The sequence below is a fragment of the Kosakonia sp. genome (genome assembly GCF_032052965.1).
In the GTDB taxonomy this organism is placed as follows: Bacteria; Pseudomonadota; Gammaproteobacteria; order Enterobacterales; family Enterobacteriaceae; genus Kosakonia.
Map to the genome: position 1 here is coordinate 286558 of NZ_DAMBVN010000001.1, position 18841 is coordinate 305398.

At 52.9% G+C, this 18841-nt stretch carries 17 protein-coding genes; 8 read left to right on the forward strand and 9 right to left on the reverse strand.

The window, feature by feature from the left end; genetic code table 11:
* Window positions 1-97: 97 nt before the first annotated feature.
* Complete coding sequence (fumC, locus tag RTX30_RS01415) at window positions 98-1498, forward strand: class II fumarate hydratase (RefSeq protein WP_312686087.1); 1401 nt, start codon at window positions 98-100, stop codon at window positions 1496-1498.
* Here fumC and tus read toward each other — a convergent pair.
* From tus to rstA, 3 genes are all read right to left on the reverse strand, one after another.
* Window positions 1495-2424, reverse strand: a complete 930-nt coding sequence (gene tus / locus RTX30_RS01420; protein ID WP_312686089.1) for a DNA replication terminus site-binding protein — start codon at window positions 2422-2424, stop codon at window positions 1495-1497. The genes fumC and tus overlap by 4 nt on opposite strands.
* A gap of 79 nt (window positions 2425-2503) precedes the next feature.
* Entirely contained in the window at window positions 2504-3799 is a 1296-nt protein-coding gene (gene rstB / locus RTX30_RS01425) for a two-component system sensor histidine kinase RstB (protein WP_312686091.1), read from the reverse strand.
* 22 nt (window positions 3800-3821) lie between these two features.
* Entirely contained in the window at window positions 3822-4538 is a 717-nt protein-coding gene (gene rstA / locus RTX30_RS01430; RefSeq protein ID WP_312686093.1) for a two-component system response regulator RstA, read from the reverse strand.
* Window positions 4539-4666: 128 nt separating this feature from the next.
* Between rstA and RTX30_RS01435 the strand changes: the two genes are divergently transcribed.
* Window positions 4667-5002, forward strand: a complete 336-nt coding sequence (locus RTX30_RS01435; RefSeq protein WP_312686095.1) for a GlpM family protein — start codon at window positions 4667-4669, stop codon at window positions 5000-5002.
* A 2-nt stretch (window positions 5003-5004) separates the two neighbouring features.
* Here RTX30_RS01435 and RTX30_RS01440 read toward each other — a convergent pair whose 3' ends face one another.
* Window positions 5005-6387, reverse strand: coding sequence for an amino acid permease (locus RTX30_RS01440; protein ID WP_312686097.1), 1383 nt, complete (start codon window positions 6385-6387; stop codon window positions 5005-5007).
* 194 nt (window positions 6388-6581) lie between these two features.
* Complete coding sequence (gene ydgH / locus RTX30_RS01445; protein WP_312686099.1) at window positions 6582-7526, reverse strand: DUF1471 family protein YdgH; 945 nt, start codon at window positions 7524-7526, stop codon at window positions 6582-6584.
* A 520-nt stretch (window positions 7527-8046) separates the two neighbouring features.
* Here ydgH and pntA point away from each other — a divergent pair.
* The 3 genes from pntA to RTX30_RS01460 all read left to right on the forward strand — a co-directional run bounded on the left by pntA (window position 8047) and on the right by RTX30_RS01460 (window position 12180).
* Window positions 8047-9576 carry a Re/Si-specific NAD(P)(+) transhydrogenase subunit alpha gene (pntA, locus tag RTX30_RS01450; protein ID WP_312686101.1) on the forward strand — a complete coding sequence of 510 codons (1530 nt, stop codon included), beginning with the start codon at window positions 8047-8049 and terminating at the stop codon, window positions 9574-9576.
* Between the two features lie 10 nt (window positions 9577-9586).
* Window positions 9587-10975 (forward strand): Re/Si-specific NAD(P)(+) transhydrogenase subunit beta, encoded by a 1389-nt coding sequence (gene pntB / locus RTX30_RS01455; RefSeq protein WP_312686103.1) that lies wholly within the window; start codon window positions 9587-9589, stop codon window positions 10973-10975.
* 107 nt (window positions 10976-11082) lie between these two features.
* Window positions 11083-12180: a mechanosensitive ion channel family protein gene (locus RTX30_RS01460; RefSeq protein WP_312686104.1), complete on the forward strand. Its 1098-nt coding sequence runs from the start codon at window positions 11083-11085 to the stop codon at window positions 12178-12180.
* Window positions 12181-12214: 34 nt separating this feature from the next.
* Here RTX30_RS01460 and uspE read toward each other — a convergent pair whose 3' ends face one another.
* The 3 genes from uspE to ogt all read right to left on the reverse strand — a co-directional run bounded on the left by uspE (window position 12215) and on the right by ogt (window position 14789).
* Entirely contained in the window at window positions 12215-13165 is a 951-nt protein-coding gene (uspE, locus tag RTX30_RS01465; RefSeq protein WP_312686105.1) for a universal stress protein UspE, read from the reverse strand.
* Window positions 13166-13311: 146 nt separating this feature from the next.
* A complete protein-coding gene (gene fnr / locus RTX30_RS01470) occupies window positions 13312-14064 on the reverse strand; it encodes a fumarate/nitrate reduction transcriptional regulator Fnr (RefSeq protein WP_312686107.1) in 753 nt (250 codons plus the stop codon).
* A 209-nt stretch (window positions 14065-14273) separates the two neighbouring features.
* Window positions 14274-14789, reverse strand: coding sequence for a methylated-DNA--[protein]-cysteine S-methyltransferase (gene ogt, locus RTX30_RS01475; protein ID WP_312686109.1), 516 nt, complete (start codon window positions 14787-14789; stop codon window positions 14274-14276).
* Between the two features lie 525 nt (window positions 14790-15314).
* On the opposite strand from ogt, the gene smrA reads away from it, so the two are divergent.
* From smrA to RTX30_RS01490, 3 genes are all read left to right on the forward strand, one after another.
* The gene (gene smrA, locus RTX30_RS01480; RefSeq protein WP_312686111.1) at window positions 15315-15878 is read left to right on the forward strand and encodes a DNA endonuclease SmrA; all 564 of its coding nucleotides are present in this window, start codon (window positions 15315-15317) and stop codon (window positions 15876-15878) included.
* A gap of 560 nt (window positions 15879-16438) precedes the next feature.
* The gene (locus RTX30_RS01485; protein ID WP_312686113.1) at window positions 16439-16858 is read left to right on the forward strand and encodes a translesion error-prone DNA polymerase V autoproteolytic subunit; all 420 of its coding nucleotides are present in this window, start codon (window positions 16439-16441) and stop codon (window positions 16856-16858) included.
* 2 nt (window positions 16859-16860) lie between these two features.
* Window positions 16861-18126 carry a Y-family DNA polymerase gene (locus RTX30_RS01490; protein WP_312686116.1) on the forward strand — a complete coding sequence of 422 codons (1266 nt, stop codon included), beginning with the start codon at window positions 16861-16863 and terminating at the stop codon, window positions 18124-18126.
* Window positions 18127-18213: 87 nt separating this feature from the next.
* On the opposite strand, the gene RTX30_RS01495 is transcribed toward RTX30_RS01490, so the two are convergent.
* Window positions 18214-18762: a GNAT family protein gene (locus RTX30_RS01495; RefSeq protein WP_312686118.1), complete on the reverse strand. Its 549-nt coding sequence runs from the start codon at window positions 18760-18762 to the stop codon at window positions 18214-18216.
* Window positions 18763-18841 lie beyond the last annotated feature (79 nt).

Consider the following 18841-nt stretch of genomic DNA (forward strand, 5'->3'; position numbering starts at 1 on the left):
ACCATTAAGCAACATAATAAAAAGCATCAATACTTTTACTTGTTTGCAAGTGAGCAATGTCGGCACTCAACACCACTTTGTACTCAAGGAGAAAGTAATGACAACGCATCGCAGTGAGAAAGATTCAATGGGCGCGATTGACGTCCCGGCAGATAAACTGTGGGGGGCGCAAACCCAACGGTCGCTTGAGCACTTCCGTATTTCAACGGAAAAAATGCCCGTCTCGCTGATCCACGCGCTGGCGCTAACCAAGCGAGCGGCGGCGAAAGTCAATCAGGATCTGGGGCTGCTGCCCGCCGAAAAAGCCAACGCTATTATTGCCGCGGCGGACGAAGTGCTGGATGGAAAACACCCTGACGAGTTTCCGCTGGCTATCTGGCAGACCGGCTCTGGCACCCAGAGCAATATGAATATGAACGAGGTACTGGCGAATCGCGCCAGTGAGATCCTCGGCGGCGTACGCGGAATGGAGCGCAAAATCCATCCGAACGATGACGTTAACAAAAGCCAGAGTTCAAATGATGTGTTTCCGACCGCCATGCATGTTGCTGCGGTGATTGCGGTGCGCGAGCAGTTGCTCCCGCAACTTCAGGTGCTCAAGAATACCCTCAGTGAGAAAGCCAGCGCTTTTGCCGATATCGTCAAAATCGGCCGCACACACCTGCAGGATGCCACGCCGTTGACCCTTGGCCAGGAGATCTCCGGCTGGGTTGCGATGCTGGAGCACAATCTGAAACACATTGAGTTGAATCTGCCGCACCTGGGCGAGCTGGCGCTGGGCGGGACAGCTGTGGGCACCGGGCTAAATACGCATCCGGAATATGCCCGGCGAGTCGCTGAAGAGCTGGCGCACTTCACGGGTCAGCCGTTTATCACCGCACCGAATAAATTTGAAGCGCTGGCGACCTGCGATGCACTGGTGCATATGCACGGTGCGCTGAAAGGTCTGGCATCGTCGCTGATGAAGATCGCCAACGATGTTCGCTGGCTGGCTTCCGGCCCGCGCTGTGGTATCGGCGAAATTGCCATTCCGGAAAACGAACCTGGCAGTTCTATCATGCCGGGTAAAGTTAACCCGACACAGTGTGAGGCGATGACCATGCTCTGTGCTCAGGTGCTGGGCAATGATGTGGCGGTGAACATTGGCGGTGCGTCTGGCAACTTTGAACTCAACGTATTCCGGCCGATGGTGATCCACAATTTCCTGCAATCGGTGCGTTTACTGGCCGACGGTATGGAGAGCTTTAACGAGCATTGTGCCGTCGGCATTGAGCCAAACCGGGAGCGTATCGCGCAGTTGCTTAATGAGTCGCTGATGTTGGTTACCGCGTTGAATACCCATATCGGCTACGATAAAGCGGCGGAAATCGCCAAGAAAGCGCACAAAGACGGCCTGACGCTAAAAGCGTCGGCACTGGCGTTGGGCTATCTGACGGAGGCCGAATTCGACAGTTGGGTTCGCCCGGAATCGATGGTCGGCAGTATGAAACCTGCTTAACCTGCTAAATAGAGGTGCAACCGCGGGATCAACAGCGTCAGCGGTTGTGCCTGCGGTTTATAGCGGTGTTGCACCGCGTCGGCGTTATAATCCAGCAGCTCGCCAATATCCGGCACCGCTGCCCCATTCTCTTCGGCATTCAACACAATCAGGGGGGTCGGGCAGGCGTACTGTACCTGCTTTTGCTCCCCGGCGTACCAGACCCGCGCAATAGGCTGGACTTTTACCGGCCGTTTGATCTTCAGTTTTGCCTGTCGGGGCAACGCGGCAATGTCGTTATATTCCTGCTCGATCTTCACCAGCCACTGTTCGCGCGTCCAGGCGGCGACTGCGCGGGGCGATTTCATGCTCTTTTCCAACTGTGCCAGCACCTCATCGCGGGTGAGATTTTTAATAATGTGCTTATTCGCCCAGCCAAAACGCAGGGTATCAGGGGAGCGAATGGCGGTAAGCGCCCGGTAAGCATTCAGTGTAATCAAACCGGGTAGATGGCGGTGTACCCACTCGAAACGTGCTGCGGGTGGCAGGCCTGACTCTACAGTAACAATGCGTTCAAAAGCGAGCTTGAGGGCATTAATGGTATCGATGCGCTGTTCCAGTGCCGTGATGGCGGATTGTGCCGCCTGGTAGCAAATTGCGCCCGGTAAACGCACAGCAGCTTTACTGCTGCGGTTTTCTGATTGTTGCTGAATGAACAGATGTGTGTAATGGCGCAGCGCCAGCTCGGCAGCTTCTTTACCAATATGCTGTTTGACCGGGATCACCGACAGCGGCGCGTGCTCTGCGCCTTTGGTGATTTCTGGCAGCGTAAACACGCGACCCGCCATTAAGCGACATTCGCTCAGTTGGGCTTTAAACGCCGCCAACTCCCGTTCCATCTGCCGGAACGTGGTGTTCAGGCGTTCAATCAGGTCTAAAGCAGCCATGCTTACTCCATTAGTTACAACATACTCATAAAGTTATAGCACAGGCGCAGGGGTTGAGCCACTGCGCTGTAGGTGCTTATCAGGGGAGGGTAATGTTGTGGTAAATAGGCCAGTTGAAGGTAAATTGCGCACCGCCAAGCGTTTCGCTCTGCGCACAGATAACTTCACCGCCAAAGGCTTGGGCAACAGAGTGAACAATGGCCAGCCCCAGACCACAACCGCCCGTGGCGCGGTCGCGGCTGGGATCGAGACGTACAAAAGGCTCGAACACCCGCACGCGCTCTTCCGGTGCGATGCCTGGGCCATCGTCTTCAACCATGAGACTGGCCTGTGCCCCTTGTCGTTGCAGCGTCACTTTGATCGTCTGCTGGCTATAACGCAGGGCGTTATTAACCAGATTATCCAGGACGCGCTCCATCAACCGCATATCCAGCGCGCCATAATCGTCACCGGGCGTGCAGGTGAGTTGCAACTGATGTTGTGGATTCATACTACGGGCATCGTCCATATAACTTTGTAGCCAGACCGGCAGGTCCGGGCTGGTCAGTTTCAGTTCGGTTTGTGGACGATCGAGACGGGCATAGGTCAGTAACTCTTCGATCAGGGCTTCCAGTTGCCCGATATCACGGTTCAGTGCCGCATGTTCTGACGCGCTGAGGTTGTCGCTCATTTCAAGACGATAACGCAAGCGCACCAATGGGGTTCGCAGTTCGTGCGCAATACCATCGATAAGCTGCTTCTTGCTGGCGATTAACGCATTGATATTATCAGCCATTTGGTTAAAGGCGATGCCCAGCCGTTCGAAGCTGGAGGCGCTATCAAAGTGAATACGCTCCTCAAGATGACCTTCGCCAAAACGCTGCGCGGCGGACTCAAGCCGCAACATCTCTTGCCAGTGTGGTCGCATCCAGATAAATACCGGAAAGGCGAGGGATATGGCAATAAAAGCCATCAGCGCCATATCCAGCAACCGCATCTCATGCAGGAAAAACAGATATGGCACCGGACCTACGGCCAGAACGTAGTGACTGCGGGGGATCCGCTGGATAAAGGTGTACTCGGCATCCAGCGCCACAATGTCGCCTTCGCGCAGTCGCTGGGCATGCGGCGGGTCGAGAGTAAATTTGCTCATCGGTTCAATGCGCAAATTAAACGACAGATTCAGGTCCAGCTCTTTCAGCGTGCTTGCCCACTGGTGTGGCGGGATCTCGCGCAGCTCGCTGCGCATCAAATACAGCGAGCTTTTCATCAGGTCATCCAGCGTCTGACGGCCCGCACGCTCAGCGGTGAATTTATATACCAGGCCCACCAGCATGGTCATCACAATAAAGCAAACGAACAGCAGAAGGTAAAACTGGACGAACAGCTTTTTCATAATGTTACCTGGTTAAGCGGCCTTAGTTATCCCACGCATGCGGGGCGAACAGATAACCTTTGTTGCGCACGGTTTTGATTCGGTAAGGCTCGGTGGCGCTGTCGAGCAGTTTTTTACGCAGGCGGGAAATCGCCACATCGACGCTGCGATCCAGTCCATCGTAGGTGACGCCGCGCAGATTCTTTAACAGTGCATCCCGATCCATAATTTGACCGGCATGGGTTGCAAGTTCCCACAGGAGATCGAAATCCGCCGTCGAGAGCGCCACTTCTTCGCCGCTCAGCAACACCTGGCGGTTCACCGGATCGATGGAAAGAGTACCAAAACGAATAATATTGTGCTGTCTCAGCGGCGCAGCAGCGGGTTCTGCCGGCGTGCTGGTGCGCTGACGTAAATGGAGGCGCAATCGCGCCAGCAATACGGCTGGCGGGGTGGTCTTCAGAATATAGTCATTGGCCCCCATCTCCAGCGACAAGATATGATTCATATCGCTGTCGAGCGAGGTGAGCAGGACAATCGGGCCGTTCCACTGTTTACGCAAGTCGCGGCACAGTGTCATCCCATCTTTGCCTGGCAGCATAATGTCCAGCAATACCAGTTCAGGATTCTCCCTGGCGATCACCGCTTCCGCGCGGTCGCCACGGGGTTCAACAATGACATCCATATCGTGTTTACCCAGATAGGCGGCAATCAGGGCGCCTACTTCCGGATCATCTTCTACAAATACGATTTTATTCATATGCCATCGGGATAGGTCAAAAACGTCAACATACACCGCCTTGCTGCAAGCTGCCATTAATCTTTTCTAAACAAGAGGCGTTCCGCTATGCTGTAGGTCTTTGTTGTTCAAGTATTATAGGTAAAATTATGGGACTGTTTATCAAAGCCGCGATCGGTGCGCTGGTGGTGGTACTGATTGGGCTGCTGGCGAAGACAAAAAATTACTATATTGCCGGGTTAATTCCGCTGTTTCCCACCTTTGCCTTGATAGCCCATTACATTGTGGCGACCGAAAGAGGGATTGAGGCGTTGCGTACTACCATTGTGTTCGGCATGTGGGCGATCATCCCCTATTTTATCTATCTTTTGTCGCTGTGGTACTTCACGGGGTTTTTGCGGGTGTGGCCGGCGCTGGGCTGTGCGGTGCTCTGCTGGAGCCTCAGCGCCTGGCTGTTAATCTACTGCTGGAGCCGTCTGCACTGATCTTATTTCACTAACATCCACGTCGCGGGAACTGCGGCAATAAGTAGCAGCATAATCAGTAACTTTTCCCGGCGTTTGAGCAGTTCTGGCATCTCATGTGTGCGACGCGCATACATAAATACCAGTAACCCCGGGGCATATAGCACCACTGACAGCAGCAAATGCATTGGGCCAGAAGCGTAAAGCAGCCATAAACCATACAGGCAGGCACCCACGGCCACGGCCTGATGCAACGGGCGCTGGGCGATTTTCAACAAATAAGCGCCGACCAGGAAATAGGGGACGAGGATCATCTCCGAAGCGATGGTCAGCAGGGTGTTGTAGTCCGATCCCGTCAGCCAGATTAACACCAGCGAAACCTGCACGCTGATGTTGGTCAGCCATAATGAAGCGGATGGCGCGTTATTTTTATTCTGCCGGGCGAAAATGCGTGGGAACGCTTTATGGGTTGCTGCCAGCAGAGGCACTTCTGCTGCCATGATGGTCCAGCTCAGGTACGCACCGCACACGGACACAATCAGACCGGCTGCGATAATCACTTCCCCCCAATTGCCCATCAATTTGACCAGCAGGCCCGCCATCGACGGGTTACGCATGCCCGCCAGTTCCGCCCGTGGGACGACGCCGATCGACAATAGCGTAACCAGCAGGTAAACCGTTAGCGCGGCCAGTACCGCCAGCATGGTTGCGCGACCCACATCGCGTTTGTTGCGCGCGCGCGCAGAAACGACTACCGCGCCTTCGACACCGATAAACACCCACAGAGTAATCAGCATCGTGTTTTTTACTTGCTCCCACACCGGAACGCCCAACGAAACACCGCTAAAATCGACATTGAATTTGTCGATATTGAACGCCAGCGCGGCCAGTACTACAAACAGACCCAGTGGCACCAGTTTTGCCAGCGTTGCAGCAAGGTTAATGCTCGCGGCCGTTTGAACCCCGCGCAGCACCAGCGCGTGAACGATCCACAGGAGCGCTGAGGCCCCGACAATGGATTGCCAGGTATTACCATCACCAAACAGGCGTAATTGCGGGGTGTCAGTGAAAAAGCTCAGTGCGGAAAAGACAATCACCAGGTAGGAGACGTTGGCGATCACGGCACATAGCCAGTAACCCCAGGCGGAACAGAAGCCGACCAGTTCGCCAAAACCGGCGCGGGCATAGGTGAAGATTCCGCCGTCCAGATCCGGGCGAATACGGGTGAGGATCAGCATGGCGAACGCCAACAGTAAAATCCCTGCGCCGGTGATCGCCCAGCCAATGATCAATGCCGCAGGGCTGGCGACTTCCGCCATGTTTTGCGGCAGGCTGAAGACGCCAGCGCCGAGCATTGAACTCAAAACGAGAGCCGTTAACGCGCTAAGGCCGAGTTTCTTTTCCATTGTTATCCTGTCAAAAATGCAACAAATCCAGAATAATTATTTTGCCGGGGCGCATAAATATGGTGGATATCACTAAGGCGCGGGATTTTACGGAGAGTCGCTAAGGCATGCAATGAGGGCGACGACAATTTTGTTAAAAAGCAGAAAAAAGATCAAAAAAAGGCGGCCGTAGCCGCCTGATTCATCCGTGCAGATTATTTATAGAGATCGGCACTGATGGTCATATTGTTGCCGCGCTCTGACCACTGACGCGTAATGTGATAGTACTTGGCGCCTTTTTTAGCGGCGCGTTTGGCAACCTGGTAGGAGACTTCCGTCATGCTGCTGTAGTTACCAGTGAACTTGATGCTGTCGAACGGCACCATCTGTGCAGCGGTGATTTTATTCAGCTCTTCAATTTTTGTGCCGTCAGGCAGCGTGACAGAATAACGACCGCCGGAGGTCGATTGCGTTTCGAAGAAACGGCCTACGCCCAGGCCTGGTGTGGCATCGCTGGCGACGCCCGGGATTTCAACTTTTTTTGCTTCTTCCCCGCCTTTCGCCAGTGCAGCACGGCCCGCGTCGGAATCACGCGGAATGGCATCGGCGCTCTGGATCACACGTTTTTTCGCATCTGCTTTATAAATGAATGCGGTGATCATCTGGTTGCCGCCCTGGTTGGTGTCGAACTGGCGCACGATATAGAACGAGGCCGCGCCTTTCGCTTGTGCCGCTTTGGTGATGGCATCGTTTACTTCGGGCTGGGAACGGTAGAAACCCTGCACGGTGACGGTATCGTAAGGTTGCAATTCAATGGCTTTGTCTTTTGGTAATTCGGTGATGCCATTGATAACGCGATATTGCGGTGCATCCGCCTTGGTGGCGTTCGCTTTGTAGAGATCGGCGACGACACGCTGGTTGCCGCTGTTACCGGCATCGGAAGAGTCAACAACGTAGAACGATGCTGCGCCTTCTTGATCTGCGCGCTTGGAGATGGCAGCCACGGCATCGCCAATGGCATTAAAACGGCCAATAACCACGACGCGATCGTAGGGTTTCAACGCTGCCGCTTGCTCCGGGGTTAACTCTGTCGCTGCGTTGGCTGACAGCGCTGTCGCAGAGAGGAGTGCTGACGCCAGGAGGGTGTTCTTAAGCTTCATAAAAATAGTCCTTCGCCTTGCGCAAACCATAAACTGGTGTTGTTGTTGAGAAAACGCCGACGATTATTGCATTTAAACAGCGCAACTGTCTGCGTCATTTTTCACTGAGTGTGCTATGGGCGGGTAATAACGATAACTTTAAGTGATATGTTGATAAAAAAGCCGCTTGACCGGCAAAAGCGATAAAGCATATGACTTTTTAAAGTTAATACATTGTTAAAAAGCAATTCCTGCTGGAGATTAATCGTGTTTTGTCGCTTCGCTTGAGCGGAATATCGGCCTGTTATAAAGAATTAAAGGCAAATAACCTTGCCAGCCCCTACCTGAACTTACTTTTCGCGGATAAAAGCATAAATTCTTTTTTCCGGCTGTGGATCACAGGCGTCATTTTCAGTAGGTTATAGAAAGTTTGTTACTGTTTTATTTTCCGGGACACATTCCGCAATACTGGTGTACAGGTGCGACGTTGTTCCGGTGAGGACTGACAAACCATCATCTAAAACCGATGGAAGGGAAAACTATGCGTATTGGTGTACCTAAAGAACGGTTGGCCAATGAAACCCGCGTTGCCGCGACGCCGAAAACGGTCGAGCAATTGCTTAAATTGGGTTTCACTGTCGCAGTAGAAAGCGGCGCTGGCAAACTGGCAAGTTTCGATGACGATGCGTTCACCCAGTCCGGGGCGACGATTGTAGACGGCAGCAATGTCTGGCATTCAGACGTTATCCTAAAAGTTAACGCGCCCGACGAAGATGAGATCGCACTGCTTAACCCCGGCACAACGCTGATTAGCTTTATCTGGCCTGCGCAGAACCCGGCGTTGATGGAGAAGCTGGCTGCGCGTAACGTAACCGTGATGGCAATGGACTCTGTGCCGCGTATCTCCCGCGCGCAGGCGCTGGATGCCCTCAGCTCAATGGCTAACATTGCGGGCTATCGCGCCATTGTTGAAGCTGCGCATGAGTTTGGTCGTTTCTTTACCGGGCAGATCACCGCCGCCGGGAAAGTACCTCCGGCGAAAGTAATGGTGATCGGCGCGGGCGTAGCAGGTCTTGCCGCGATCGGTGCCGCCAATAGCCTTGGCGCCATTGTACGTGCTTTTGATACTCGTCCTGAGGTTAAAGAGCAGGTGCAAAGTATGGGGGCGGAATTCCTCGAGCTGGATTTTGAGGAAGAGGCGGGCAGCGGCGATGGTTACGCGAAAGTGATGTCTGAAGCCTTTATCAAAGCGGAAATGGAACTGTTTGCCGCGCAGGCGAAAGATGTCGACATCATTGTGACGACTGCGCTTATTCCGGGGAAACCGGCACCGAAGCTGATCACTCGCGAAATGGTCGATTCCATGAAACCAGGTAGCGTGATTGTCGATCTGGCTGCGCAAAACGGCGGTAACTGTGAATACACAGTACCGAATGAGATCAGCACCACGGCTAATGGCGTCAAAATTATTGGCTATACCGATCTGCCGGGACGCCTGCCGACCCAATCCTCACAGCTATATGGCACCAACCTGGTTAACCTGCTGAAACTGCTCTGCATTGAAAAAGATGGCAACGTAGTGGTCAACTTTGACGACGTAGTTGTGCGCGGCGTGACCGTGGTGCGTGATGGTGAAGTCACCTGGCCGGCACCGCCGATTCAGGTTTCTGCCCAACCGCAGGCTGCGCCGAAAGCGGCGGCTGCGCCAAAAGAAGAAGCCAAACCGGTTTCGCCGTGGCGCAAATATGCGCTGATGGCGCTGGCGATAATTCTGTTTGGCTGGCTGGCGGATGTCGCGCCAAAAGAGTTCCTCGGTCACTTTACTGTTTTCGCACTCGCCTGTGTTGTCGGGTATTACGTGGTATGGAATGTCTCCCATGCGCTGCATACGCCGTTGATGTCAGTCACCAACGCCATTTCCGGCATTATTGTGGTTGGCGCGCTGCTGCAGATAGGCCATGGCGGCTGGGTCAGCTTCTTAAGCTTTATTGCGGTGCTGATCGCCAGCATTAATATTTTTGGTGGTTTCACCGTCACTCAGCGCATGCTGAAAATGTTCCGGAAGAACTAAGGGGTAACAGATGTCTGGAGGATTAGTTACAGCTGCATACATTGTTGCCGCGATCCTGTTTATTTTCAGCCTGGCGGGGCTTTCAAAGCACGAAACCTCCCAGCAGGGTAATAACTTTGGTATCGCCGGTATGGCGATTGCGCTGGTGGCGACCATTTTTGGCCCGGATACCGGCAACGTTGCGTGGATTCTGGTGGCGATGATCATCGGCGGTGCGATCGGTATTCGTCTGGCGAAAAAAGTCGAAATGACCGAAATGCCGGAGCTGGTGGCGGTACTGCATAGCTTTGTTGGCCTGGCGGCGGTACTGGTAGGTTTCAACAGCTATCTGGATCACGAGGCAGGTCTCGCGCCGGTTCTGGAGAACATTCACCTGACGGAAGTGTTCCTCGGGATCTTTATTGGTGCGGTCACCTTTACCGGGTCGATTGTAGCGTTTGGCAAACTGCGCGGGAAAATTTCATCCAAACCGCTGATGCTGCCCCATCGTCACAAGCTGAATCTGGCAGCGCTGGTCGTCTCTTTCGCGCTGTTGTTGGCTTTTGTCCGTACCGAACATGTCGGTGTACAGGTGCTGGCGCTGTTGCTGATGACCATTATCGCGCTGGTGTTCGGCTGGCACCTGGTGGCGTCGATCGGCGGGGCGGATATGCCTGTTGTCGTCTCGATGCTGAACTCCTATTCCGGTTGGGCAGCCGCCGCGGCGGGCTTTATGCTCAGCAACGATCTGTTGATCGTTACCGGGGCGCTGGTGGGTTCTTCCGGTGCAATTCTCTCTTACATTATGTGTAAGGCGATGAACCGCTCCTTTATCAGCGTGATTGCCGGTGGTTTTGGTACCGATGGTTCCTCTTCCGGCAGCGATGACGAAGTAGGCGAACACCGTGAAATTAACGCCGAAGAGACCGCTGAAATGCTGAAAAATTCGCATTCGGTGATCATCACCCCAGGTTACGGCATGGCAGTGGCGCAGGCGCAGTATCCGGTGGCGGAAATCACTGAAAAACTGCGTGCGCGCGGCGTGAAAGTGCGTTTCGGCATTCACCCGGTCGCCGGGCGTCTGCCTGGGCATATGAACGTGTTGCTGGCCGAAGCGAAAGTGCCGTATGACATCGTGCTGGAAATGGACGAAATCAATGATGATTTTGCCGACACCGACACCGTGCTGGTCATTGGTGCGAACGATACGGTTAACCCGGCCGCGCAGGACGATCCGAAAAGCCCGATTGCCGGTATGCCTGTACTGGAAGTGTGGAAAGCGCAGAACGTTATCGTTTTCAAACGTTCTATGAACACCGGTTACGCCGGGGTGCAGAACCCGTTATTCTTCAAAGAGAACACGCAGATGCTGTTTGGCGATGCCAAAGCCAGCGTCGATGCCATCCTCAAAGCGCTGTAACTACCACAGCCGACCCTACCGCTCTCCGGAGCGGTATTTTTTTGCCCGCCGTTGACCAAACCGTTGTGTCTATACTTGTTGCTCCATGTTTTAAAAGCGGAGGAAGGATGACGTTTTTGCCACGGTTCGACTTTATCTCACTACTGATGTTGCCCTCATTCTGGATTGGGCTGGGGACAGTAGTGATAGTGACGCTGATTGTCTACTGGCTGTTTAAGCGTTTACTGTCGATGTTGACGAAAGGCGCGCAAAGCTGGGGAGAACGGCATCGCGGCGTGGGTAAAATGCAACATGTGCTGGTGGATATGCTCAGCCGCACCAGTAAGTTTCTGCTCTTCATTGCCGCTTTACTGTTTAGTTTGCGCTTTGTCGAGCTCCCCGATCGTCTGTTCAGTACGCTCGGTCACGCCTGGTTTCTGGTATTAGCGATCCAGATGGCGCTGTGGCTGGATCAGGGGGTGGTGTCATGGATGCGTCATTTGATGTATACGCCCGGGGCCAGCAGAAACCCGGTAACGATGGTGATCGCCGGACTGCTGCTGCGCATGATGCTCTGGACGGTGATGCTGTTGTCGATCCTCGCCAATGCTGGCGTTAATATCACCGCGCTGGTCGCCAGCCTTGGCGTGGGCGGTATTGCTATTGCACTGGCAGTGCAAACCATCCTGAGCGACGTCTTCGCTTCGTTGTCGATTGGCTTTGATAAGCCCTTTGAAATCGGCGATTTTGTGGTCTTTAACGACGTCGCCGGTACCATTGAGCATATCGGGCTGAAAACTACCCGTATTCGTAGCCTCAGCGGCGAACAGATCGTCTGCGGTAACGCTATCCTGCTACAACAAACCCTGCATAACTACAAACGTATGCAAACCCGACGCATTGTTTTTACTTTTGGTCTGGCGTTAAACACGCCGCCGGAGAAACTGCGCCAGGTGGGGGAGATGATCCGCACCATTATTACTGAGGTGGGCGATACGCGTTTCGACCGCGCGCACTTTCAGGGGTTTGGTACAGATCGGTTGAATTTTGAAGTGGTGCATATTGTCAGTACCGCGGATTACAACAAATACATGGATATTCAGCAGGAGATTAATATCCGGATCATGGAAGGCCTGGCGGAGCAGGGGATCGAACTGGCGCTGCCAGGTGTCGTTATTCAGGGCGGGCTGGCGATTACCGGAGATGAAAAAGTCGCTGAAGCATGAAAAAAGAAACCCGCCGGATGGCGGGTTTTGCATTTTAGTCGTCTTCGTCGTCATCCAGTTCGACAGGTGACTGATAATCATCGGGTTTGATCACCAGCAAATCGCAACGTAAATGATCGATCACCTGTTCGGCGGTATTGCCAAGAAACGCAGCGGAAATACCGGTACGCCCGACGGTGCCAAGCACCACAATCCCGGCCTGCAGGTGTTCTGCCAGATCCGGGATCACTTCTTCCGGCAACCCTTTCTCTACATGGGTGTGTTTTTCATCAATGCTGAACTTCTGGCGCAGCGCTTTCATTGCCAGCAGGTGCTGACCCCGAATGGCATCGTTGTAGACGCTGGGGTCGAATTCAGGCAGCTCGATGGCGATATTGATAGGCGTAACCGGGTAAGCGCCCACCAGATGGACTTCCGTATGGTTAACCTGTTCGGCCAGTTGCAGTGTCTCTTTGACCAGTTTTTCGTTCAGCGAATTGTGGTAAAGCTCTTCGCTGGCGAGGTTAACCGCCACCACGGCTTTGCCGCCTTCCGGCCAGGGCTGGTCTTTGACCATCCACACCGGGCACGGACATTTACGCAGCAAATGCCAGTCGGTAGGGGTAAAAATGACCGACTCCAGTTTGTCGTGCTGGTGGGTCATCTTCAGCAGCAGATCATGGCCGCCCGCCAGGACTTCCTGAATGATGGCTTCGAAGGGACGGTTGTGCCAGACCACTTTGATATCGATGGGGACGCCCGCATCAATGTAATATTTTGCCTGCTCGCGGATCCACGCGGTTCGCTGGCTAATGACGCCCTGACGCATCGCAGTGCGCTCATCCGGGGACAGAAGGGTGGTCATCTCATACGAGAAATCATAGATCGGTAGAAAGGCTTTGATTCGGCCACCAATCCGTTGATGCAAATACACAGCACGCCGTAGCGCTGGCTGATCGTCCTGATTAGGATCGATGGCGACCAGCATATTCTGATACTTAGCCATACAGGGTCTCCTTACATCTGTCACCACAGTCTGTAACGTAAAAGATAACCCATAAGTGCTGAATGAAACAGGGAAAACCTTCCGCCAGATCAATAAATACAAAAAATTTAATGACCCGGCGAAGGGGAGTCAGGCGGGGATGAAACTCAGGCGACGTTACGTGAATGGCCGGCCAGTTGCGCCAGCGTCTCGCTGTTTTCGATGGTGATATATTTCCCTTTTACCGCCAGCATGCCGCTCTTCTGGAAACGCCCCAGCAGACGGCTAATGGTTTCAACCGTCAGGCCGAGATAGTTACCGATGTCGCCACGGGTCATGGTCAGACGGAACTCACGCGGAGAGAAACCACGCTGCGCGAACCGGCGAGATAAATTGTAGATAAACGCCGCCAGACGCTCTTCCGCATTTTTCTTCGACAACAGCAGGATCATATCCTGATCGCCTTTGATCTCGCCGCTCATCAGACGCATCATCTGCTGACGCAGATTGGGCATTTTGCCAGAGAGATCGTCCAGTGTCTCAAACGGGATTTCACATACCATTGACGTTTCCAGCGCCTGAGCGAAGCTCGGGTGATGACCCGTGCCAATAGCGTCGAAGCCGACTAAATCACCTGCCAGATGGAAACCGGTGATCTGCTCGTCGCCCTGCTCGGTGATGGTGTAACTTTTGATGGTACCCGAGCGAATGGCGTACAGGGATTTCAGCTCATCCCCTGCTTTAAACAGCGTCTGACCTTTCTGGATGGGCTTCTTACGCTCAATGATGTTATCAAGCTGATCCAGCTCGTGTTCATTGAGGGTAAACGGGATGCAAAGCTGGCTGATACTGCAATCCTGACAATGGATTGCACATCCACCAGACTGTATGCGTCGTATAATTCGCTTTTCCGGGATCATAGGTCTGCTCAACGCCGTAATTGATATTGGTCAATTTTAACATCTTTTTATTGAGCACGTAAGCCTGGCAAAACGTCAATTCACGAATATTGAAACAGGTGGGACGAGCTGCAAGAGATGACTTCGCATCATCTCTTTGAAATTCCATCACTTCGCTAAGGTTTTCCTCCACGAGTGCGGAGAAAAGGGCACTAAATATGCGTTTTTTCTCACAATAACAAATAGCCTTCATGCCGCAACAACCACTCTTTACGCTGCACGCCGCCGGCATAGCCTGTCAACGTACCATTGCGGCCAATAACGCGGTGGCAGGGCACAACAATACTGACCGGGTTTGCGCCGTTGGCGGCACCCACGGCCCGCGCCGCGCCGGCACGCCCAAGAATAGTCGCCAGTTGACCATAATGCATAACCTGGCCGCAGGGGATGGTACGCAGCATCTGCCAGACTTCACGCTGAAAAGGTGTGCCAGCCGTTGCGGTAGGCAAGGTATCAATAATGGCGAGATCGCCAGCAAAATAGTCGCGCAGTTTCTGGCTTAAGCCGCCGGGGTTGCTCGACGGGACGCGCTGATATCCTCCGCTGCGGTAATGAATGTTCAGCAATTCAACCATCCGATCGCTGTGCTCTTCCCACTCGACCGCACGCAAACGAAAGTTCTCATCGCACAACACCCACAACGGGCCTACCGGGGTAGCGATTTTATCTTCGAGCAACGTCAGCATCAGGCATCCTTTTCAACGAAAAACGATCGACAATCTACCATGACGGTTGGGGGCTCGCCATACCCCGAAAGGGCGTGCTTTAACAAGACAATAAGAACCTTGCTGCAATAATAATCCGCAGAATGGCATGATCGAATAGATGATATATTGGGTTATTTTCAGGAAAGAAAAAAATAGAGCCTGCCGACATCCGTCAGGCTCTACAGTACACACAGCAGCGCTTCCTGTCGTTATTTTCTCGCGGTCTCATCCTTGCGTATTAAATATAGTTATAGACGGCTGATGCCATATTTCCACTATTAATTGGTGATTGGTTTCACGTTAATTTAACTAAAATCCATATAACCCAAAAATTTAATTTAAGTTAAGTCTGGGAAAGCCATTACTAACCTTGTTGTTTTTATATATGACTGGAGTGGCTATTTATAAGCCCTTCGTCCCACCCGCTGAAGTGCCCCCGAGCATTGTGAGCGTACGCCACGCCAGCTATAGTAAGCACACTGAAGTCGACGGAGGCCGAACACCATGAACCCGGATGAAAAATCGCTGTTCCTTGACGCCATGGAAGATGTTCAACCCCTTAAGCGTTGTACAGACGTTCACTGGCAACCGAGTCGCAATACACGGGCAGTACAGCGTGTAGATACGCTGCAACTGGACAACTTTTTGACCACCGGCTATCTCGATATTGTCCCGCTGTCGACGCCGCTTGAGTTTAAGCGCGACGGCCTCCAACACGGCGTGTTAGACAAGTTACGCCAGGGTAAATACCCTCAGCAGGCCAACCTGAATCTGCTGCGCCAGCCAGTGGAGCAATGCCGGCAACGGCTGTTCAGTTTTATGCATCAGGCCCGGCTTAACGGGTTGCGTAATGTATTGATTATTCATGGCAAAGGGCGTGAGGATGATTCACACCCGAATATTGTGCGCAGTTATTTAGCGCGCTGGCTGACTGAGTTTGACGAAGTGCAGGCATTTTGCACTGCCTTGCCGCACCACGGCGGTAGCGGGGCCTGCTATGTTGCGCTGCGTAAATCGGAACAGGCCCGGCTGGATAACTGGGAACGGCACGCCAAGCGCAGCCGCTGAATGCTGCCCGGCCTGGGAATATTATGCCTGTCGGTTTTCCCGGCCGAAGATAGCCGGGAGCGCTTCATCGCTCCGCCCGGTGTGGCACCCGGTTCTGTGGGGCATAACGTATTGCTCCGTTTACGCAAATAACTCCGCATCGATATAAATGACACGTTATTTCGCGCAAAGAAAATTCGCCATATAAATTAAGTAGCACTCCATGGTCGCTTAAAAAACGATCGAACATCCCCTTTTTTATAATGCGGCCCTTGCTTCCAGACAATATCCAGGCTACACGGGGTGCGAAGAATATTATCGGGATCATAAATTGGGGAGTAACTATATTTTGATAAGCTTACCGTAATTAGTTTCCTACGAATTATTGGTATATTTTTAATGCAGACGCACACGTCACGACAATAGTGGGGCGGCACAGTATTGTCGGCGGCGCGCACGTCCAGATTCAACCCCCTTCATACCCCTAAGCGTAACGGCGATTGCCGGTGCGTTTCCGCTTGATCTTTGCTATCAATATACAATACTGTATATAAACACAGTATATTTTGATGGTGAGCATAATGCGGATTTTCACCCCAGCCGAACTACGTAAGATAGTGGCACTCCCCCTGTTCAGTCATCGGGTTCCCTGCGGTTTCCCTAGCCCCGCTCAGGACTATGTTGAGCGACGGATCGACCTGAATGAATTTATGATCCGGCACCCCAGTGCCACCTATTTCGTAAAATCCAGCGGTGACTCAATGATTGACGCCGGGATCGGTGACGGCGATTTACTGGTGGTGGATAGCGCCCGCCAGCCAGAGCATGGCAACATTGTTATTGCTGCCGTTGAGGGTGAATTCACCGTTAAACGCCTGCAACTGCGGCCGTGTATTATGCTCAAGCCTGAAAATTCCGCCTATAAGCCGATTATGATCGGCAGCGAAGACAAGCTCGAAATTTTTGGCGTGGTCACGTTCATCGTAAAATCGGCAGGCTGATCATGTATGCATTGTGCGATGTGAACACTTTTTATGCCTCCTGCGAAACCGTGTTTCGCCCGGATCTGAAGGGGCGACCGGTAGTTGTGTTGTCCAATAACGACGGTTGCGTCATTTCGCGGTCTGCGGAAGCAAAGCCCTTTGTAAAAATGGGCGAGCCGTACTTCAAACAAAAAGAGGTGTTCAGGCGTTACGGCGTGGTGTGCTTCAGTAGCAACTATGAACTCTATGCCGACATGTCCAACCGGGTGATGACCACGATTGAGGAGCTGTCTCCTCGCTGCGAGTTGTACTCTATCGATGAACTTTTTTGCGATCTGACAGGCATGCGGAACTACCGCGATTTGAACGGATTCGGGCGCGAACTTAGAAATGCGGTACTGCAGCGTACCCACCTGCTGATCGGCGTCGGCATTGCGCAAACCAAGACGCTGGCCAAACTGGCAAACTATGCCGCAAAGCAGTGGCCACAACAGACGGGGGGCGTGGTGGACTTATCGAATGTCGATCGTCAGCGAAAACTAATGGCCTTCCTACCGGTTAGCGAAGTGTGGGGGGTAGGTCGGCGTATAACGAAGCGCCTTGAAAGCTTGGGTATCAAGACTGCGTTGCAGTTGGCCGAGGCGGATAGCCGATTTATCAGAAAACATTTTAATGTCGTTATGGAAAGGACTGTCCGTGAGTTACGGGGCGAACCGTGTTTTGAGCTGGAAGAGTTTGTGCCGGACAAACAGGAGATCATCTGTTCTCGTTCCTTCGGTGACCGCATCAGCAATTACGAAGCAATGCGTCAGGCTATCTGCAGTTATGCTACCCGGGCGGCGGAAAAGCTGCGCAGCGAGCACCAGTACTGCCGGTTTATTTCCGCATTTGTCAAAACCTCGCCGTTCACGTTAAACGAACCCTATTATGGTAATCGTGCATCGGTCACGCTGTTGACGCCAACCCAGGACAGCAGGGATATCATCGCGGCGGCGACGCGCTGTCTGGAAGCTATCTGGAAAGAGGGCTACCGGTATCAGAAAGCCGGGGTAATGCTTGGCGACTTTTACAGCCAGGGGGTGGCGCAACTTAATTTATTTGACGACAACGCGCCGCGGGAAAACAGCCAGAAGTTAATGGCGGTATTGGACCACCTGAATACAAAAGAAGGGCGAGGGACGCTTTATTTCGCCAGCCAGGGGATTCAGCAACCGTGGCAGATGAAGCGTGAAATGTTGTCGCCACGGTACACCACACGCTATGCCGATCTGCTAACCGTGAAATAACCTGTTGTTTAACAGGCTTAACGGTAACGTGTCAGGGCAACGTCGTGGCCCTGCTATGTGTGCATGCACAAATAGCAGGGTTTATTATCACACGCCAGAGCGGGCGTTCCACTCCTTGCGAAGCAACGCATAAATGAACGTGTCGTCAAAGCGTTCAATGCCCTCTTCGTTGACGAATGAAACAAACTCTTTGAAACAGCCTTCACGCCGCATATGCAGGCGTTCACACAGTTTTTGCGATGCGAGATTGTAATCTTCCACATACGCATACAAACGCCGGGCTTTCTGCTGCGTAAACAACACGTGAAAAAGCGCGGAAACCGATTCTGTCGCAAGCCCTTGACCTTCATACCGCGAATTAAAATGCCAGCCGACTGACCAGGTATTTGTGTCAGGCTCATCCCTGTTGTCAGCAAAGAGATGTCCAATTAAATGATCATTGTCTTTAAGACATACGGCGAACTGGCTGCTATCGCCCGATCGTTTGATTGCTTCTGCCCTGGCTTCAGCGAACGAATTTAACTTCTCATCCTGGAAACAAGGCGTACGCGGTGAAGAGAGATAGTCCAGCAGTGGAAGCGCATCTTTTTCGTTAAATGCGCGGAGAATAAGCCTGGAAGTGGTGGTCACGATCATAGGACAGGAATCAGTAAGGTCAATGAGCACACAGCTTACCCGTTCGCGAGCTCAGCGCCAGCGCTTTCGGAAGACATCT